The 13,657-nt window shown below is 69.6% G+C and carries 19 protein-coding genes; 9 read left to right on the top strand and 10 right to left on the bottom strand.

Annotated elements, in window-relative coordinates:
• Positions 1–12: 12 nt before the first annotated feature.
• Positions 13–312 (top strand): DUF3017 domain-containing protein, encoded by a 300-nt coding sequence (locus ACZ3HL_RS21040; RefSeq protein WP_465532946.1) that lies wholly within the window; start codon positions 13–15, stop codon positions 310–312.
• A 68-nt stretch (positions 313–380) separates the two neighbouring features.
• On the opposite strand, the gene ACZ3HL_RS21045 is transcribed toward ACZ3HL_RS21040, so the two are convergent.
• Both ACZ3HL_RS21045 and ACZ3HL_RS21050 read right to left on the bottom strand, forming a co-directional pair.
• On the bottom strand, positions 381–1,553 hold the full coding sequence (locus ACZ3HL_RS21045) for an MFS transporter (RefSeq protein ID WP_465415145.1): 1,173 nt from the start codon (positions 1,551–1,553) through the stop codon (positions 381–383).
• A 184-nt stretch (positions 1,554–1,737) separates the two neighbouring features.
• Positions 1,738–2,052, bottom strand: coding sequence for an ArsR/SmtB family transcription factor (locus tag ACZ3HL_RS21050; RefSeq protein WP_465415143.1), 315 nt, complete (start codon positions 2,050–2,052; stop codon positions 1,738–1,740).
• Between the two features lie 224 nt (positions 2,053–2,276).
• Between ACZ3HL_RS21050 and ACZ3HL_RS21055 the strand changes: the two genes are divergently transcribed.
• Positions 2,277–3,446 (top strand): MFS transporter, encoded by a 1,170-nt coding sequence (locus ACZ3HL_RS21055; protein ID WP_465532948.1) that lies wholly within the window; start codon positions 2,277–2,279, stop codon positions 3,444–3,446.
• Positions 3,447–3,449: 3 nt separating this feature from the next.
• On the opposite strand, the gene ACZ3HL_RS21060 is transcribed toward ACZ3HL_RS21055, so the two are convergent.
• Complete coding sequence (locus ACZ3HL_RS21060) at positions 3,450–3,638, bottom strand: DUF1918 domain-containing protein (protein ID WP_126735321.1); 189 nt, start codon at positions 3,636–3,638, stop codon at positions 3,450–3,452.
• 77 nt (positions 3,639–3,715) lie between these two features.
• On the opposite strand from ACZ3HL_RS21060, the gene ACZ3HL_RS21065 reads away from it, so the two are divergent.
• From ACZ3HL_RS21065 to ACZ3HL_RS21080, 4 genes are read left to right on the top strand one after another with little or no spacing between them, the layout of a single operon-like run.
• Entirely contained in the window at positions 3,716–4,258 is a 543-nt protein-coding gene (locus tag ACZ3HL_RS21065; RefSeq protein WP_465532951.1) for a TrmH family RNA methyltransferase, read from the top strand.
• 22 nt (positions 4,259–4,280) lie between these two features.
• Positions 4,281–4,925, top strand: coding sequence for a spermine/spermidine synthase domain-containing protein (locus ACZ3HL_RS21070; protein WP_465415137.1), 645 nt, complete (start codon positions 4,281–4,283; stop codon positions 4,923–4,925).
• A gap of 8 nt (positions 4,926–4,933) precedes the next feature.
• Positions 4,934–5,488, top strand: coding sequence for a hypothetical protein (locus ACZ3HL_RS21075; protein WP_465532953.1), 555 nt, complete (start codon positions 4,934–4,936; stop codon positions 5,486–5,488).
• Positions 5,489–5,495: 7 nt separating this feature from the next.
• The gene (locus tag ACZ3HL_RS21080) at positions 5,496–6,074 is read left to right on the top strand and encodes a GNAT family N-acetyltransferase (RefSeq protein ID WP_465532955.1); all 579 of its coding nucleotides are present in this window, start codon (positions 5,496–5,498) and stop codon (positions 6,072–6,074) included.
• On the opposite strand, the gene ACZ3HL_RS21085 is transcribed toward ACZ3HL_RS21080, so the two are convergent.
• Entirely contained in the window at positions 6,075–6,662 is a 588-nt protein-coding gene (locus ACZ3HL_RS21085; protein WP_465415131.1) for an HhH-GPD-type base excision DNA repair protein, read from the bottom strand.
• A 38-nt stretch (positions 6,663–6,700) separates the two neighbouring features.
• Entirely contained in the window at positions 6,701–7,579 is an 879-nt protein-coding gene (locus ACZ3HL_RS21090) for a LysR family transcriptional regulator ArgP (RefSeq protein WP_465532957.1), read from the bottom strand.
• Between the two features lie 66 nt (positions 7,580–7,645).
• On the opposite strand from ACZ3HL_RS21090, the gene ACZ3HL_RS21095 reads away from it, so the two are divergent.
• Positions 7,646–8,260, top strand: a complete 615-nt coding sequence (locus ACZ3HL_RS21095; protein WP_125680071.1) for a LysE/ArgO family amino acid transporter — start codon at positions 7,646–7,648, stop codon at positions 8,258–8,260.
• Here the strand turns inward: ACZ3HL_RS21095 and ACZ3HL_RS21100 are convergent, their stop codons facing one another.
• Both ACZ3HL_RS21100 and ACZ3HL_RS21105 read right to left on the bottom strand, forming a co-directional pair.
• The gene (locus ACZ3HL_RS21100; RefSeq protein ID WP_465532959.1) at positions 8,261–9,094 is read right to left on the bottom strand and encodes an aldo/keto reductase; all 834 of its coding nucleotides are present in this window, start codon (positions 9,092–9,094) and stop codon (positions 8,261–8,263) included.
• Positions 9,091–9,930 (bottom strand): NAD-dependent epimerase/dehydratase family protein, encoded by an 840-nt coding sequence (locus tag ACZ3HL_RS21105; RefSeq protein WP_465532961.1) that lies wholly within the window; start codon positions 9,928–9,930, stop codon positions 9,091–9,093. The genes ACZ3HL_RS21100 and ACZ3HL_RS21105 overlap by 4 nt, the downstream gene beginning before the upstream one ends.
• Positions 9,931–10,045: 115 nt before the next feature.
• On the opposite strand from ACZ3HL_RS21105, the gene ACZ3HL_RS21110 reads away from it, so the two are divergent.
• Together ACZ3HL_RS21110 and ACZ3HL_RS21115 are read left to right on the top strand one after the other, a co-directional pair.
• Positions 10,046–10,480 carry an Lrp/AsnC family transcriptional regulator gene (locus tag ACZ3HL_RS21110; protein ID WP_465415121.1) on the top strand — a complete coding sequence of 145 codons (435 nt, stop codon included), beginning with the start codon at positions 10,046–10,048 and terminating at the stop codon, positions 10,478–10,480.
• Between the two features lie 108 nt (positions 10,481–10,588).
• Complete coding sequence (locus tag ACZ3HL_RS21115) at positions 10,589–11,443, top strand: esterase/lipase family protein (protein ID WP_465532963.1); 855 nt, start codon at positions 10,589–10,591, stop codon at positions 11,441–11,443.
• 13 nt (positions 11,444–11,456) lie between these two features.
• Here the strand turns inward: ACZ3HL_RS21115 and ACZ3HL_RS21120 are convergent, their stop codons facing one another.
• From ACZ3HL_RS21120 to ACZ3HL_RS21130, 3 genes are all read right to left on the bottom strand, one after another.
• On the bottom strand, positions 11,457–12,452 hold the full coding sequence (locus tag ACZ3HL_RS21120; protein WP_465532965.1) for a DUF2203 family protein: 996 nt from the start codon (positions 12,450–12,452) through the stop codon (positions 11,457–11,459).
• A 21-nt stretch (positions 12,453–12,473) separates the two neighbouring features.
• Complete coding sequence (locus ACZ3HL_RS21125; RefSeq protein WP_465532967.1) at positions 12,474–13,058, bottom strand: hypothetical protein; 585 nt, start codon at positions 13,056–13,058, stop codon at positions 12,474–12,476.
• A gap of 82 nt (positions 13,059–13,140) precedes the next feature.
• Positions 13,141–13,641 (bottom strand): hypothetical protein, encoded by a 501-nt coding sequence (locus tag ACZ3HL_RS21130; protein ID WP_465532969.1) that lies wholly within the window; start codon positions 13,639–13,641, stop codon positions 13,141–13,143.
• Positions 13,642–13,657: the final 16 nt, after the last annotated feature.

Raw genomic sequence — 13,657 nt, forward strand, 5'->3', positions numbered from 1 at the left:
GGACGAGGACTGATGGCGGTGGCCGGACTACGGCGTGACCGTGGGGCACTGCTCCGTCACCTGCCGTTCCTGCTGGTGATGCTGGTGGTGGCGGTCGCCGCCCTCCGGATCGGCCAGTACCACTGGCGGCAGGGGGCCGCGCTGATCGGCGGTGCGTTGCTGCTCGCCGGCCTGCTCCGGGCGGTACTGCCCGAAGCGAAGGCCGGGCTGCTGGCGATCCGGGGGAAACCGGTCGACGTCCTGACCTACGGCGCGCTTTCCGTCTTGATCCTGTTCATCGCGTTCACGATCACCGGCGGACCCCTGTCCTGATGCGCGTGAAGGCCCCCTTCCCTCGACTGAGCCGAGGGAAGGGGGCCTTCACGCGCTTTCCGACGAGGTCAGGAAGCCATGGCGGGGGCGAGCCGGGCTTCGCGGCGGTCCATACCGCCGGACACCACGGCCAGCGAGAGCCCCAGGACGGCCAGCGACGCACCGACCCAGTTGGGTGCGACCAGGCCGAGCCCGCCGGCGATCACCAGGCCGCCGAGGTAGGCGCCGATGGAGTTCGCGATGTTGAACGCCGACTGCACGGCGGCGGAGACCAGCGACGGCGTCCCGCCCGCCTTCTCCATGATCCTGGCCTGCATCATCGGTCCGATCATGAATCCGGCGAGGCCGACGAAGAAGATCGTCACCGCCGCGCCGACCTTGCCGTTCGCGGTGAAGGTGAAGATCGCCAGCACCGACGCGAGCCCGATCAGCGAGACGTAGAGGCTCGGCATCAGCGCCTTGTCGGCGAGCCTGCCGCCGAGGTAGTTGCCGATCGTCATGCCGACCCCGGCCAGGGAGAGCAGCAGCGTGACGTTGGACGGCGAATAGCCGGTGACGTCGGTCAGCATCGGCGCGATGTAGGACAGGCAGGCGAACACGCCGCCGAGGCCGAAGGTGACGATCGCGAGCGCGAGCCACACCTGCGGGCGGCGGAAGGCGCCGAGTTCGCCACGCAGCGACGGCTCGACCGGTTTGCCCTGGTGGGGGACCAGTTTCGCGATCGCGGCCATGGCGAGCAGGCCGATCACGGCGACGACGCCGAAGGTCGCGCGCCAGCCGACCTTCTGGCCGAGCAGCGTGCCCAGCGGCACGCCGACGACGTTGGCCAGGGTCAGGCCCATGAACATCATCGAGACGGCCTTCGCGCGTTCGCCCGGTTTGGCCAGGCTGGACGCGACGACCGCGCCGGCGCCGAAGAACGCGCCGTGCGGCAGGCCGGCGAGGAAGCGGAAGGCGACGCCGAACTCCTGGTTCGGCGAGAGCGCGAAGAGGGCGTTGCCGAGCGTGAACAGCCCCATCATCGCCAGCAGCATCGTCTTGCGCGGCAGCCGGACGGCGGCGGCGGTGAGCAGCGGAGCACCGACCACGACGCCGAGGGCGTAGCCGGAGATGAGGTAACCGGCGGACGGGATCGACACGCCGAAGTCCGCGGCGGCTTCGGGCAGCACGCCCATCATGACGAATTCGGTGGTCCCGATGCCGAAGGCACCGATGGCGAGCGCGAGCAGCGCGACGGGCACGGCTCTCCCTTCGAGGGTCGTACGTGAGTAAACGATTACTCGCCCAGCGTCGCGGATGGGCAGCTGAATCGATTTAGGTCTCGGACACAAAAGAAGACAGCGCGTGCGGCCCCGCTGTCCTGCGTCCAGTTCAACCGATGGAGGGTGTCTTTGTCATCCCGGTTTCAGGTGAGGCTGACCACCCTCAGCGGCGGGCGGCGAGCACGCCCTGGAGCAGGCCGGGGAACAGTTCGTCGAGATCCTTGCGGCGCAAGGAGTTGTAGCGGGCGGTGCCCTGCTGGCGGCCCATGATGATGCCCGCTTCGCGCAGTGTGCGCAGGTGATGGGTGAGTGTGGACTTGGTCACGGCGACGTCGAATCCGCTGCACGAGATCTCGGTGCCGGACTCGGCCAGCTGGCGGACCATGTCGAGGCGGACCGGGTCCGCGAGCGCGGCGAGGACCGCCTCGATCCGGATCTCGTCCTGATCGGGATAGACGTACTGCTGCGTCGCGGCCATTCGTCCATAGTACGACGCCTCTCGAACTTCCGGCGAGTTCGTAGTACGGTCTGCATCGAACTACGACAACCATCGAACAACGACCCCCATGTCGCCTTTCGCGGGCTAAACGCGATCCGGTCGCCTCCCGCGCGGACCTGCGTTTCGCGGGCTAATCGCGCTCCGGCGCCGACCTGCGTTTCGCGGGCTAAACGCGATCTGTGGGGGTCTGGAGCTGGGGACTCATGACTTTCGCACCACCCAGGACCGCGGTGCTGGCGCTCGGTACGTTCGCGGTCGGCACCAGTGGTTACGTCGTCGCCGGGCTGCTGCCCGCGCTGACCGGCGAGCTCGCGGTCACCGAGGCGGCCGCCGCCCAGCTGGTCACCGCCTTCGCCATCGCGTACGCGGTCGGCTCACCGCTGTTCGCCGCGGTCACCGGTCGCTGGGAGCGGCGCACGCTCCTGGTCGCCGCCCTCGTCGTCACCGCCATCGGCAACGCCCTCGCCGCCCTCGCGCCCGGCTACGTGACCCTGCTGCTCGCGCGGGTCGTCACCGCGATCGGCGCGGCGGTCTTCACTCCGGCCGCGAGCGCCGTCGCAGCCGAGCTCACTTCGCCGGAACGCCGGGGCCGCGCGGTCGCGCTCGTCTTCGGCGGGCTCACCGTCGCGACGATCCTGGGTGTCCCGCTCGGCAGCGTCCTGTCGCAGAGCGTGGGCTACCAGGCCGTCTTCGCGCTCGTCGCGGCCTTCTCGCTTCTCGGTGCCTTCGCGGTCCGGCTGGTCCTGCCCGCCGTCCCGGCGCCACCTCCGGTCCGGCTGGCCGAACGGTTCACCGTCGCCAAGGATCCCCGCGTCCTCGCCATGCTCGGCGCGACGGTGCTCGGCTGCCTCGCCGCGTTCTCCGTCTATACCTTCATCTCGCCGGTCCTGTCCGCCACCGCGGGCGTCCACGGCACGACGGTCAGTCTCCTGCTGTTCGTCTACGGCGCGGGCGGCGCGCTCGGCAACGTCCTCGGCGGCCGCGCGGCCGACCGCTGGGGCGCCAGGGGACCGCTGCTGGTCGTGTTCGGCGGGATCACCGTGGTGCTCGCACTGCTGCCGCTGGTGGCGACCACCGTCGCGGGCGCGGCAGTCGTCCTCTTCCTTTGGGGGCTGGCCACCTGGTCGGTGAATCCGCCGATCCAGCACCGGCTGATCGAGCTGTCCAAGCAGAATGCCGGGCTCGTCCTCTCGCTCAACGCGTCCGCGATCTATCTCGGCGTCGGCCTCTCCGGCGTGGTCGGGGGAGCGGTGCTGAGCGGCGGCGGGCCGCTCCTGCTGCCCGAGGTCGCGGCGGTGCTGACCGCGCTCGGCGCGGCCGTGGTCGTGGCGGGCTGGCGGAACCGCGTGAAGCGGCCCGCGTTGGCCGAATGACGTCTATTCGGCGCGCGACTGGACTTCGCAGTCGGGGCCCGGGAACACCAGCCCTTCGTGTCCGTCCGCGAACCGGACGAGATACGGCGGGGCACCGTGTTCGCCGCGTACCTCGAGGATCTCGCCGCGTTGTTCGGCCGAGCCCACCGTGCGTCCGTGCACGTGGATCTCGTCTCCGACGGTCGCCTGCATGAGAACCACCTCCGACGTTTCAAGGTTAGGAGCGTCGGAGTGATCCCGCTACAGTGGCGGCATGATCCTCGAAATCCTTGGAGGCGCGACGCCTCACGTCCGGTGAGCCCGTCGATCCGGGTCCGCACACCGTCGGAACTGCGTGCGGCCAGAAGAAGGAAAGCCCACTCCTGCTGGGACATCTCGTCGCCGCGCCGCTGTGGCCACTGCACGGAGCGAACCTCGGCACGCTGCTGCGGACCTGTGACGCGGTGGGCGCCTGCCTCGCCGTGCCGCGGTTCCCGTGGGTGCCCGAGGCGCTGCGCCGGGGGAACACGTTGCGCCGTCCGGCTTGTGTGCACTGGGTGCACGATCCTCCGGGCTGGCTGAAGCGGGAAAAGGCGGCGGGTACGGCGATCGTCGGCGTCGAACTCGCCGACGAGGCCGTGCGTCTCGCCGATCTCGCACCCGCACGCGGCCGGACGATCGCCGTGCTCGGCCACGAGCAGCAGGGTATTCCGCCGGACGCGCTCGACCTTCTCGACACCGTCGTCGAAATTCCCATGGTGGGCACCGGTGCGAGTCTCAACGTCGCCGTCGCCGGCAGCCTCGTCCTGTACAAATTGGCGGGCCTGCTGTGACCGTCGCCGATAAGCTGCCCGGATGACCGACGTACTCGACAAAGTCGCCGGGAAGAGCGGCGAATTGGTGCTCCGCCGGGCAGGAGACGACTTCGAGGTCATCGCCAACGGCGTCTTCCTGATGGACACCCGGAACGGTGAATCCGAACGGTTGCTCGTGTCGGTGGCGGCGGACCTGGTGCCCGGCAAGGCCCGGATGCTGATCGGCGGCCTCGGCGTCGGCTATTCGCTGCGCGCCGCGCTGGATCATCCCGGTGTCGGCGAGGTCGTGGTCGTCGAGCGCGAACCCGCCGTGATCGGCTGGAATCGCGAGGGCCCGCTCAGGGCCGTCCATGACGACGCCCTGTCCGACGAACGGGTCACCGTCGTCGAGGCCGATCTGGTGAAGTGGCTGCGCCGGACGGAAGAACGCTTCGACGCGCTGTGCCTCGACATCGACAACGGTCCTGAGTGGACAGTCACCGACGGCAACGCGAAGCTCTACCGGGACGAAGGGCTCGACATGCTCGCCGAGCGGCTGCGGCCCGGCGGAGTGCTCGGAGTGTGGAGCGCCGAGTCGGTGCCGTCGTTCGCGAAGCGGCTCCGGGCGCGGTTCGGCGAGGTGCGGGAGCTGAAGATCCCGGTGCCGCAAGGGGAACCGGACGTGCTGTGGTTCGCGCGGAGGTAGCCGACGCCGTGCGGGTCAACGCCCGCTGGTGCGACACGGTGTGCCGGACGGGCACTTTCTCCGCCCGCGTCTGGAAGTCGGCGCGCCGGACCCCGCCGTCGTACCCGGACGCGATGACCCTGACCCCGGACGCGACGGCGGCAGAAGTGCTGGACGGGATCGACACCTCGCCGGGCTGCGCGGTGAAGGACAGCTTCGCCTGCCTGGATCTCACGCCGTCGGGTTTCGAGGTGCTCTTCGAGGCCACCTGGATCACGCGTACGGGGCAAGTGCCGCTCGAACCGGGCTGGTCCAGGGTCGACGACCCCTTCGACGACCCGTCCGTCGCCGTGTGGTCGAACGGGGCCGCCGGAGTCACGGCCAACCGGGACGGCGATTTCGCCGGACTGTCCAATTTGTACAGTCAAGGCGACCTGGACGACGCCTGGCGCGGCGCGACCTCGGCCGTCGCGGCCAGCTTCCCCGGCTTGCCGATCACCGGCTACGAACACGGCGAGGATCTCGACGCCGCCCTCCGCGCCGGCTACACGGCGCTGGGGCCGTTGCGGGTCTGGCTGAAATGATCGCCGTATGGAGATCACGACCTGGCACCTCGAGCAGACCTCACCGGACGAGCTGAGCGCGGCGAAACCGCCGGCCGTCCCGGTGACGGTCACCCGCGCCGAGCTGGTCAGCCCGGAGCTGAACCGCTACCTCTACACCGCCGTCGGCGGCGACTGGTTCTGGATCGACCGGCTCGGCTGGACGTGGGCGCAGTGGGTCGAGTGGCTGGACAGGCCGGGCGTCGAGACGTGGGTGGCGTATGCGCAAGGGACGCCGTGCGGCTACTTCGAACTCGACGGCACTGTCGACGGCGATCTTGATGGCACAGTGGAACTCGCGTACTTCGGCTTGATGTCGTCCTTCGTCGGCAAAGGCGTCGGCGGGCACCTGCTGACCGTCGCGCTGCGGGAGGCGTGGGCGCTCGCGGAGCGCTGGCCGGGCAAGACGCCGACGCGCCGTGTCACGGTCCACACCTGCACCACGGACGGCCCCGCCGCGCTCAAGAACTACCAGGCTCGCGGGTTCCGGCTGTTCCGCACCGAGGTCGAGCAAGCCGAATTGCCTGCCGAGACCCCGGGGCCGTGGCCGGGAGCGGGGAAGAAGTAGCTACTTCGCAGGCGCCTTCGCGGCAGCCTTCGCCGCCTTCTTGAACGCGCGTACCTCGCCGAGGGTCTTCGCGTTGGTGACGTCGGCGATCGAGCGCCGTGAGCCGCGGTCGCCGTACACGCCCGCGGCCGCGCGCCAGCCCTTGGGCTGCACGCCGAGCTGCTTGCCGAGCAACGCGAGGAAGATCGCGGCCTTCTGGTCGCCGTAGCCGGGCAGCGCCTTGAGCCGCTTGAGGACTTCGGGGCCGTCCGGCTTGGGCCGTCCGGCGGTCCAGATGCCGGCCGCGTCGCCGTCGTAGACCTCGACGACATGCTGGGCGAGATCCTTCACCCGGCGGGCCATCGAGCCGCCGTAGCGGTGGATCGCGGGCGGGATCACGCACAGTTCGACGAACGTCTCGGTGTCCATCGCGTGGATCTTCTCGATGTCGAAACCGTCCATCCGATCCGCGATCTTCTGCGGACCGCGGAACGCGTGTTCCATCGGGAACTGCTGGTCGAGGAGCATCCCGACGAGCAGTGCGAACGGGTCTTCGGTGAGCAGCCGGTCCGCTTCCTCGTCCCCGACCAGGTGCAATGCGCGCGTCATACGCCCAGGATCTCACGACCGGGCCGATCCGCGCGTCTTCATCTGTGTGGGTCGAACAGCAGGTCCGCGGCCGCCGTGGTGATGGCGGCCGACACCGCCGCCAGCGCGGGGGAGTCGAGTTTCCACTGCTGCCAGAACAGCGGTACGTCGATCGGGTGATCGGCGTCGAGACAGACGAAAGTGCCGTCGCGCAGCCGGTCGCCGATCTGCGCGAGCGGCACCATGCCCCAGCCCATCCCGGCCGCGACGGCGTCGAAGAACCCTTCGGACGACGGGACGTGGTGCCGCAGCCGGCTCGCGATCGTGCCGCGCTCACGAGCGAAGCGGTCTTGGAGGTCGTCGCGGCGGTCGAAGACGACGACGGGTGCTTCGGCGAGGTCGAGGTCCGTGCCGAGCGCCGGGCTCACGACGGCCAGGTAGCGCATGTACCCGAGCCGGTGCACCGAGCATCCCGCGACCGGATCGGGTGACGACGTCACGGCGGCCATCACCAGGCCCTCCCGTAGCAGGGTCGTGGTGTGGTCCTGGTCCTCGCGATGCAGTTCGAAGCAGATCTTGTGCTCGGGCGGCACCCTCGTGAGGGCGGGCAGGAACCAGGTCGCCAGCGAATCGGCGTTCACCGCGATCGTCAGCCGGACGGGCTCGTCGCCGGTGGTCAGGCCGAGTTCGGCCCGGGTGTCGGCCTCCAGCAGCGCCATCTGACGGCCGAACCGCACCACCGCCTGCCCGGATTCGGTCAGCCGCACCGGTTTCGTGCGGATCAGCAGGACCCGGCCGGTGCGCTGTTCGAGCGCCTTGACGCGCTGGCTGATCGCCGACGGCGTCACGTGCAGCGCCGAGGCCGCCGCGTCGAACGTGCCTTCGTCGGCGACCACCAGCAGCGTGCGGACCAGGTCGAGGGGCAGATCTGTCATCACGAGCGCTAATCTTACGTAAGAATCTTTAGCTGTACTGTTGACGATTCGCTTCCTAGTGTCATCCGTATGGGAGACGTTCTGTTCAGCGCGGTCGCCGGATTCGGCGCCACCATGGCCCTCATCGTCGCGATCGGCGCGCAGAACGCCTTCGTGCTGCGCCAGGGCATCCGGCGCGAAGCCGTGCTCGTCGTGGTGCTGATCTGCATCTTCTCCGATGCCATCCTGGTCAGCCTCGGCGTCGGCGGGGTCGGCGCGCTGGTGGGGACGTCACCCGAAGCGCTGACCATCGTCGCGCTGGTCGGCGGCGCCTTCCTGCTTTGCTACGGCGCCCTCGCGGCCCGTCGCGCGTTCAAGCCGTCCACGCTGGAGACGGGCGGCCCGGAGACCGGCGGATCGTTGCGCCGCATCGTGCTGACCACGCTGGCGATCACCTGGCTGAATCCGCACGTCTACCTCGACACCCTCCTCCTGCTCGGCGCCATCGCGGCCGGGCACGGCAGCGACCGGTGGGCGTTCGGCGTGGGTGCCGTCTCGGCCAGCGTGATCTGGTTCCTCGCGCTCGGTTTCGGCGCGAGGCTGCTCAGCGGGTTCTTCCGCAAACCGTCGTCGTGGCGGGTGCTGGACGGTCTGGTCGCCGCGACGATGATCGGCCTTGGCGTGGCTCTGGTGGCCGGGGCCTGATCACGGCAAGCGGGCCAGCGTTTCGGCGGTGAGCACCAGATCGGCCGCGGCCGCCGAATCGCGGATGGTCGCGGGCCTCGTCGAACCGGGGATCGCGACCATCGACGGCGACTTCGCGAGCAGCCACGCCAAGCACACCCGCTGCGGGCTGACCCCGAGTTCTTCGGCCACGGTGAGGAATTCCCCGTCGATGCCGCGGAGCGGGCCCCACGGCAGGTAGGCGAGCCCGAGTTCGGTGCACAGCGCCAGTTCCGGTTCGTGCGCGAGCTGTGCGGGCGCGTGCTCGTTCTGCACCGAAACCAGGGGCTCGCCGAGGATGTCCCGCGCTTCGAGGATCTGCGCGCGGGAGACGTTGGAGATCCCGGCGAGCCTGATCTTGCCTTCGTCGGCCAGCTCCTTGATCGCGCCCACGGACTCCGCCCACGGCACGTTCTCGTCGGGCTTGTGCAGCTGGTAGAGCCCGATGGCGTCGACGCCGAGCCGCTTCAGCGAGCCCTCGCAGGCGTTCCGGAGGTGGGCGGGAGTTCCGGTGACGGTCCACGAACCGTCACCGGGACGGCCGCGCCCGCCCTTGGTCGCGACGAGCACCGCGTCCGAGTCGCCGCGGACGGCCAGCGCGTCGGCGATCAGCTCCTCGTTGTGCCCGATTTCGCCCGCGTGCCAGTGGTAGGAGTCGGCCGTGTCGATCAGCGTGACACCGGCGTCGAGCGCGGCGTGGATCGTGGCGATCGCGCGGTCGCGATCCGGGCGGCCCTCGATCGACAGCGGCATCGCGCCCAGCCCGATCGCGCTCACTTCGACGTCTCCGATGCTGCGGTAACGCATGGGGGTCATGCCTTTCTGGTGTCTTCGATGGCTTCACCGAGCCAATCGGTGGTGGTGGAGAAGGAGAAGCCGAGGTCGGTCGCGCGCGAGGTGTCCAGGACGGCGTACCGGTCGAAGGAGAACGGTGAGGCGTCCCGCTCGACGATCCGGAACCGGGGTTCGATCGAGATCGCGCGGGCGATGTCGACGGCGGAGAGTTCGCCGTGCGAGCCGGCGTTGACCGGGCCGGTGAAGTCCGCGAGCGTGGCCCAGGTCAGGAAGTCCGCGATCTCCTTCGCGTGGATGAACGTCGACGGCCGCGGTTCCGCGTGGATGTCCACGGCGTCCCCGGCGTCCAGCCGCTCGACGTAGTGCCGCAGCCGCCCGGTGAAGTCCTCGCCGCCGAGGACGTGCGCGACGCGCACCGAAGCGAACGGTGTGTCTCCCGCCGCGAAGACCGTCTCGGCCTGCCGCTTGCCTTCGCCGTAGTCGTACGAAGGTGCCCCGAGGTCGACCGGCACGGGGGAGACCAGCGATTCGGTCATCGGTGCCTCCGTCCGGACCTGGTCGTAGACCTCGATCGTGGACGTCATCACGTAGCGGTCCGCGCGGAAGACACGGCGCGCGATCTCCGCCTGGACCGGCGTGTAGCAGACCTGGTCGAGAACGACGTCGAAGGAACGGGAACCCAGCGCGACCTTCAGCGCGGCTTCGTCGTCGCGGTCGGCCATCAGGTGAGCGACGCCGGACGGGGCAGGTGCGGAGCCACGGTTGAGGACGGTGACGTCCGAGCCGGCGTCACGCAGCCGCTCGACCACCCCGCGGCCGAAGTACCGGCTTCCGCCGAGAACGAGCACTTTCTTCATGTCCACCAGTGTTACGGTGGCGATCCGGGCGCTTGAAGGGGAGAACATGGGCGAAATGGCGGAATCACTGAAAGATTCTCGGTCGAATCGAGCATCCACCGAAAGCTCACTGGACGTGATCGACCGGCGACTCCTCGAACTCCTTCAGGAGGAAGGCCGAATCACCCTGAGCGAGCTCGGGCGACGTGTTTCGCTGAGCCCCGCCGCTGTCGGCGAGCGCGTCAAGCGACTCGAGGCCGACGGCACGATCACCGGCTACGCGGCGCTCGTTTCGCCCATCGGGATCGGCCTGGGGCTGCGGGCGTTCGTGCGGATGGCGCCGCACAGCGGGTTCACCGTCCGGCATCCGCGCACGCGGAAGATCATGGACCGGCCGGAGATCCTCGAACTCCACCACGTGGTGGGCGAGGACTGCTGGATCCTGAAGATCGCCGTGCGCGACACCACTCACCTGGAAGAACTGCTGGAGGATCTTTCCGTGCTGGGCGCCACGACGACGTCGATCGTCATGTCCAGCCCGATCGAACGGCGGGTCCTGCTGCCTTTGTGATCCTTCACAAGAACTGACGGGTAAGTCTGGTCGTTCTCCTGGTCCCGGTCGTCGAGTTGTGACGCATGATGACTCGCATCACATACTGACGAGTAACCGGAGGCAAGGATGCGGGCTCGGATCCTCACCATGCTGGTCGCGGCCTTGACGTTGACGATCGCCGTCCCGGCGGCGGCGAGCGCGGCGCCGTCGAGCGGCTGGAACGACTGGTCGTGCGCACCGAGCGCGAGCCATCCCGAGCCCGTGGTGCTGGTGCACGGCCTCGGCGGCAACGCGACGACCAACTGGTTCCACCACGCGCCGAAGCTCAAGGACGCCGGTTACTGCGTCTATTCGCTGACCTACGGCGCCACCGCCCTGGGCGGACAGGTGTTCGGCGGCCTCGCTTCCATGCGGAAGAGTGCCGTCGAACTCGGCGCGTTCGTGGACCGCGTGCGGGCCAGCACCGGCGCGGAGAAGGTCGACATCGTCGGGCATTCCGAAGGCACGACGATGCCCGCGTACTACCTCAAATTCGAGGGAGGCGCGGAGAAGGTGAAGCATTTTGTCGGCTTCGGCTCGAACTTCAAGGGCACGTCGCTCAACGGCTTCTCCGGCCTGGCCAAGGCCGTGCTTTCGCTGCCCGGCATCGATCTGCTCGCCGACGGCGTCTGCGGAGCGTGCCGCGAATACCTGGCGCCGTCGGACTTCCTCGACGACCTCGCGCGCGGAGGCGTGACGGTGCCCGGTCCGACGTACACGAGCATCGTCAGCCGGTACGACCTCGTGGTCACGCCGTACACCAGCGGGGTGCTGGACGAGCCGGGTGCGACCGACATCGTGCTGCAGGACCGGTGCGGATCCGACGTTTCCGGGCATCTGAGCCAGGCGATCGACCCGAACGTGACGGGCCTGATCCTCAAGGCGCTCGACCCGGAGAACGCGCCCGCGCCGAAGTGCGTGCCGTTCTTCGCTCCGCTATAGAACGCTGTAGGGCTCAGGGTCTGGTCGCGTGCACCACGAACACCGACCGGACCCGATCCTCGGTCTCGACGTCGAGGCGTTTCACGGTCACCTCGGTGAAGCCGGCTTCGGAGGCCAGTTCCGCCGCGTCGTCCTCGGTTTCCGGCAGCTTCAGGTCGGTGGGGACGATGGCGGCGAACGCCTCCGACGGCCGGAACGCCGACGCGAGCGGCAGGCTGAAGGCCACCCTGCCGCCGGGGCGCAGCGCCCGCAGCCAGTCGCGGAGCGCGGCCGCGCCGAGGAAGTGCAGCGAAGACGCGCACAGCACGGCGTCCGCACCCTCGTCCTCCACCGGCGACGGAACCGCGGAAGCGACCTGCCAGGTGATGCGCTTGCCGGGATCGTGCGTGGCCGCCTTCGTCTCGGCCTGGGCGATCATGCCCGGCGAGATGTCGATCGCGAGCACTTCGCCCGGGTCCAGCCGCAGCGCGGCGAACGCGGCCACCCCGGTCCCGGTCGCGACGTCGAGAACGCGCTCGGGCGCCGTGCGGCCGAGGCCGTCGACGAGCGCGTCGGCGACCAAGCCGTGAAAGGTGTCTTCGTCGTAGCGGGCGGCGATGCCGTCGAACAGCCCGGCCGCGATCTCTTCGCTCACGACGGCGACCCTATCCGCGAGGCGGCGGCGTCCGGCGAAACCGAGGTCGGTGCGGTGATACCAGGCCAGCTCCGGATCGCCTTCGAGCCAGCAGAGCAGGACGTCGACGCCGTCGAGCTCGGCGGGGAAGTCGATCAGGAGCGGGGCGAATCCCTTCAGCTCCGCGCCCGTCCGCTGAACGGTGGTCATCAGGTCGTCCAGCCGGGCCTGCGCGGCCTTCCATTCCGGCATCCCGCCGAGCGAGGTCTCGCGGCCACCAGGGCGCAGGGATGCGGCGAGCTCGGCCGCGTCGGCGCGGAGGCGGATCAACTCTTCGAGCACGGGGCGTAGCCGGGCGAGCTCGGCGCGGGCTTCGGGAACGGTGAACAGACCCATGCGCCGATGGTCCCAGCACGCTCAACGGCGCCGCCGGGCGAGTCTCGACGCGAGGCCCGCGCCGATCAGGAGGAACCCCGTCGCGAGCAGTCCGCCGATGAACAACCAGCTCGTGACGCCGTAGGTGACGTCGTTCTGCGGCAGGTACTTCACCAGCCGGAAGCCCCATTCCGGGACCGCGATCGTGGCCACGCCGGGGGCGACACCCCAGACGAGGCCGCCGAGGATCGGGCCGGTCGCCGAGAGCGCGCCGAGCAGCCCGACCGACAGCAACAGGATCCCGCCGCCCACGAGGAGGCCGATGCTGAGGACGTCGCGCTGGGTGCTGAGCGTCGCCTGGACGAGCATCTGCTGCCGCAAGCCGCCCCAGGCCAGCAGGCCAAGGGCGACCGGCGTCAGGATCAGGCCGCCCGCGCCGCTGAGGACGCGACGCACGCCTCGACCGGCGCGTGTGTCTTCGGGGCTCAGGTCGTCGTCGAAGGGCTCGTACGGTTCGTACGACTCGACGTCCTCGTACGGCCTTCGCGGATCTTTGGGTTGCTCGTACTCCCCGTACTCCTGGTAGTCCTCGTCGTCGTACTCCGCGGCGTACCGGTGCGATGACATGGGCGGGTCACCTCCCTGCACCGGACTACGGACGCCGGCCCCCTCCGGTTCACTTCGATCTCCCCGGAGCGCGTTTAGCCCGCTAAACGCGATTTGAGCGGCGCCGGGAGAGAGTGCCGACCAGACCGGCCCCGATCAGGAGGAAACCGCTCCCGACCAGCGCGCCCATCACCAGCCAGGTCACCAGGCCGACGCCAAGCCCCCTTCCGCCGACGTCGTAGGTGAGGCTCATGACGTCGCGCGGGCTCAGGAAGAACGCCACGCCCGGCAGCACGCCCCACACCAGCCCGCCCAGCACCGGCCCGAGCCCGGACAGCGCCCCGAGGAACGCGACGCCGAGCAGGAGCAGTCCGCCCAGGAGCAGGAGGACGATGCCGAGCGGGTCCTCGCTGACGGACAAGGAGCGCGAGAAACCCCGCTGGAGCAGAGAGCCGCCGTAGATGGTCAGGCCGAGCGCGACCGGTGTGAGCAGGACGCCGCCGAGCCCGCTGAGCACCCGGGGCACCGCGCGGCCGCTTTGCCTAGGCTGGACGTAGGGCTCCGGCTGCTCGTGCGGCTGCACGGCGTAGGGGTTGGTCGACATGGGATCGCCCTTTCCG

Source organism: Amycolatopsis sp. NPDC000009 (assembly GCF_055563465.1).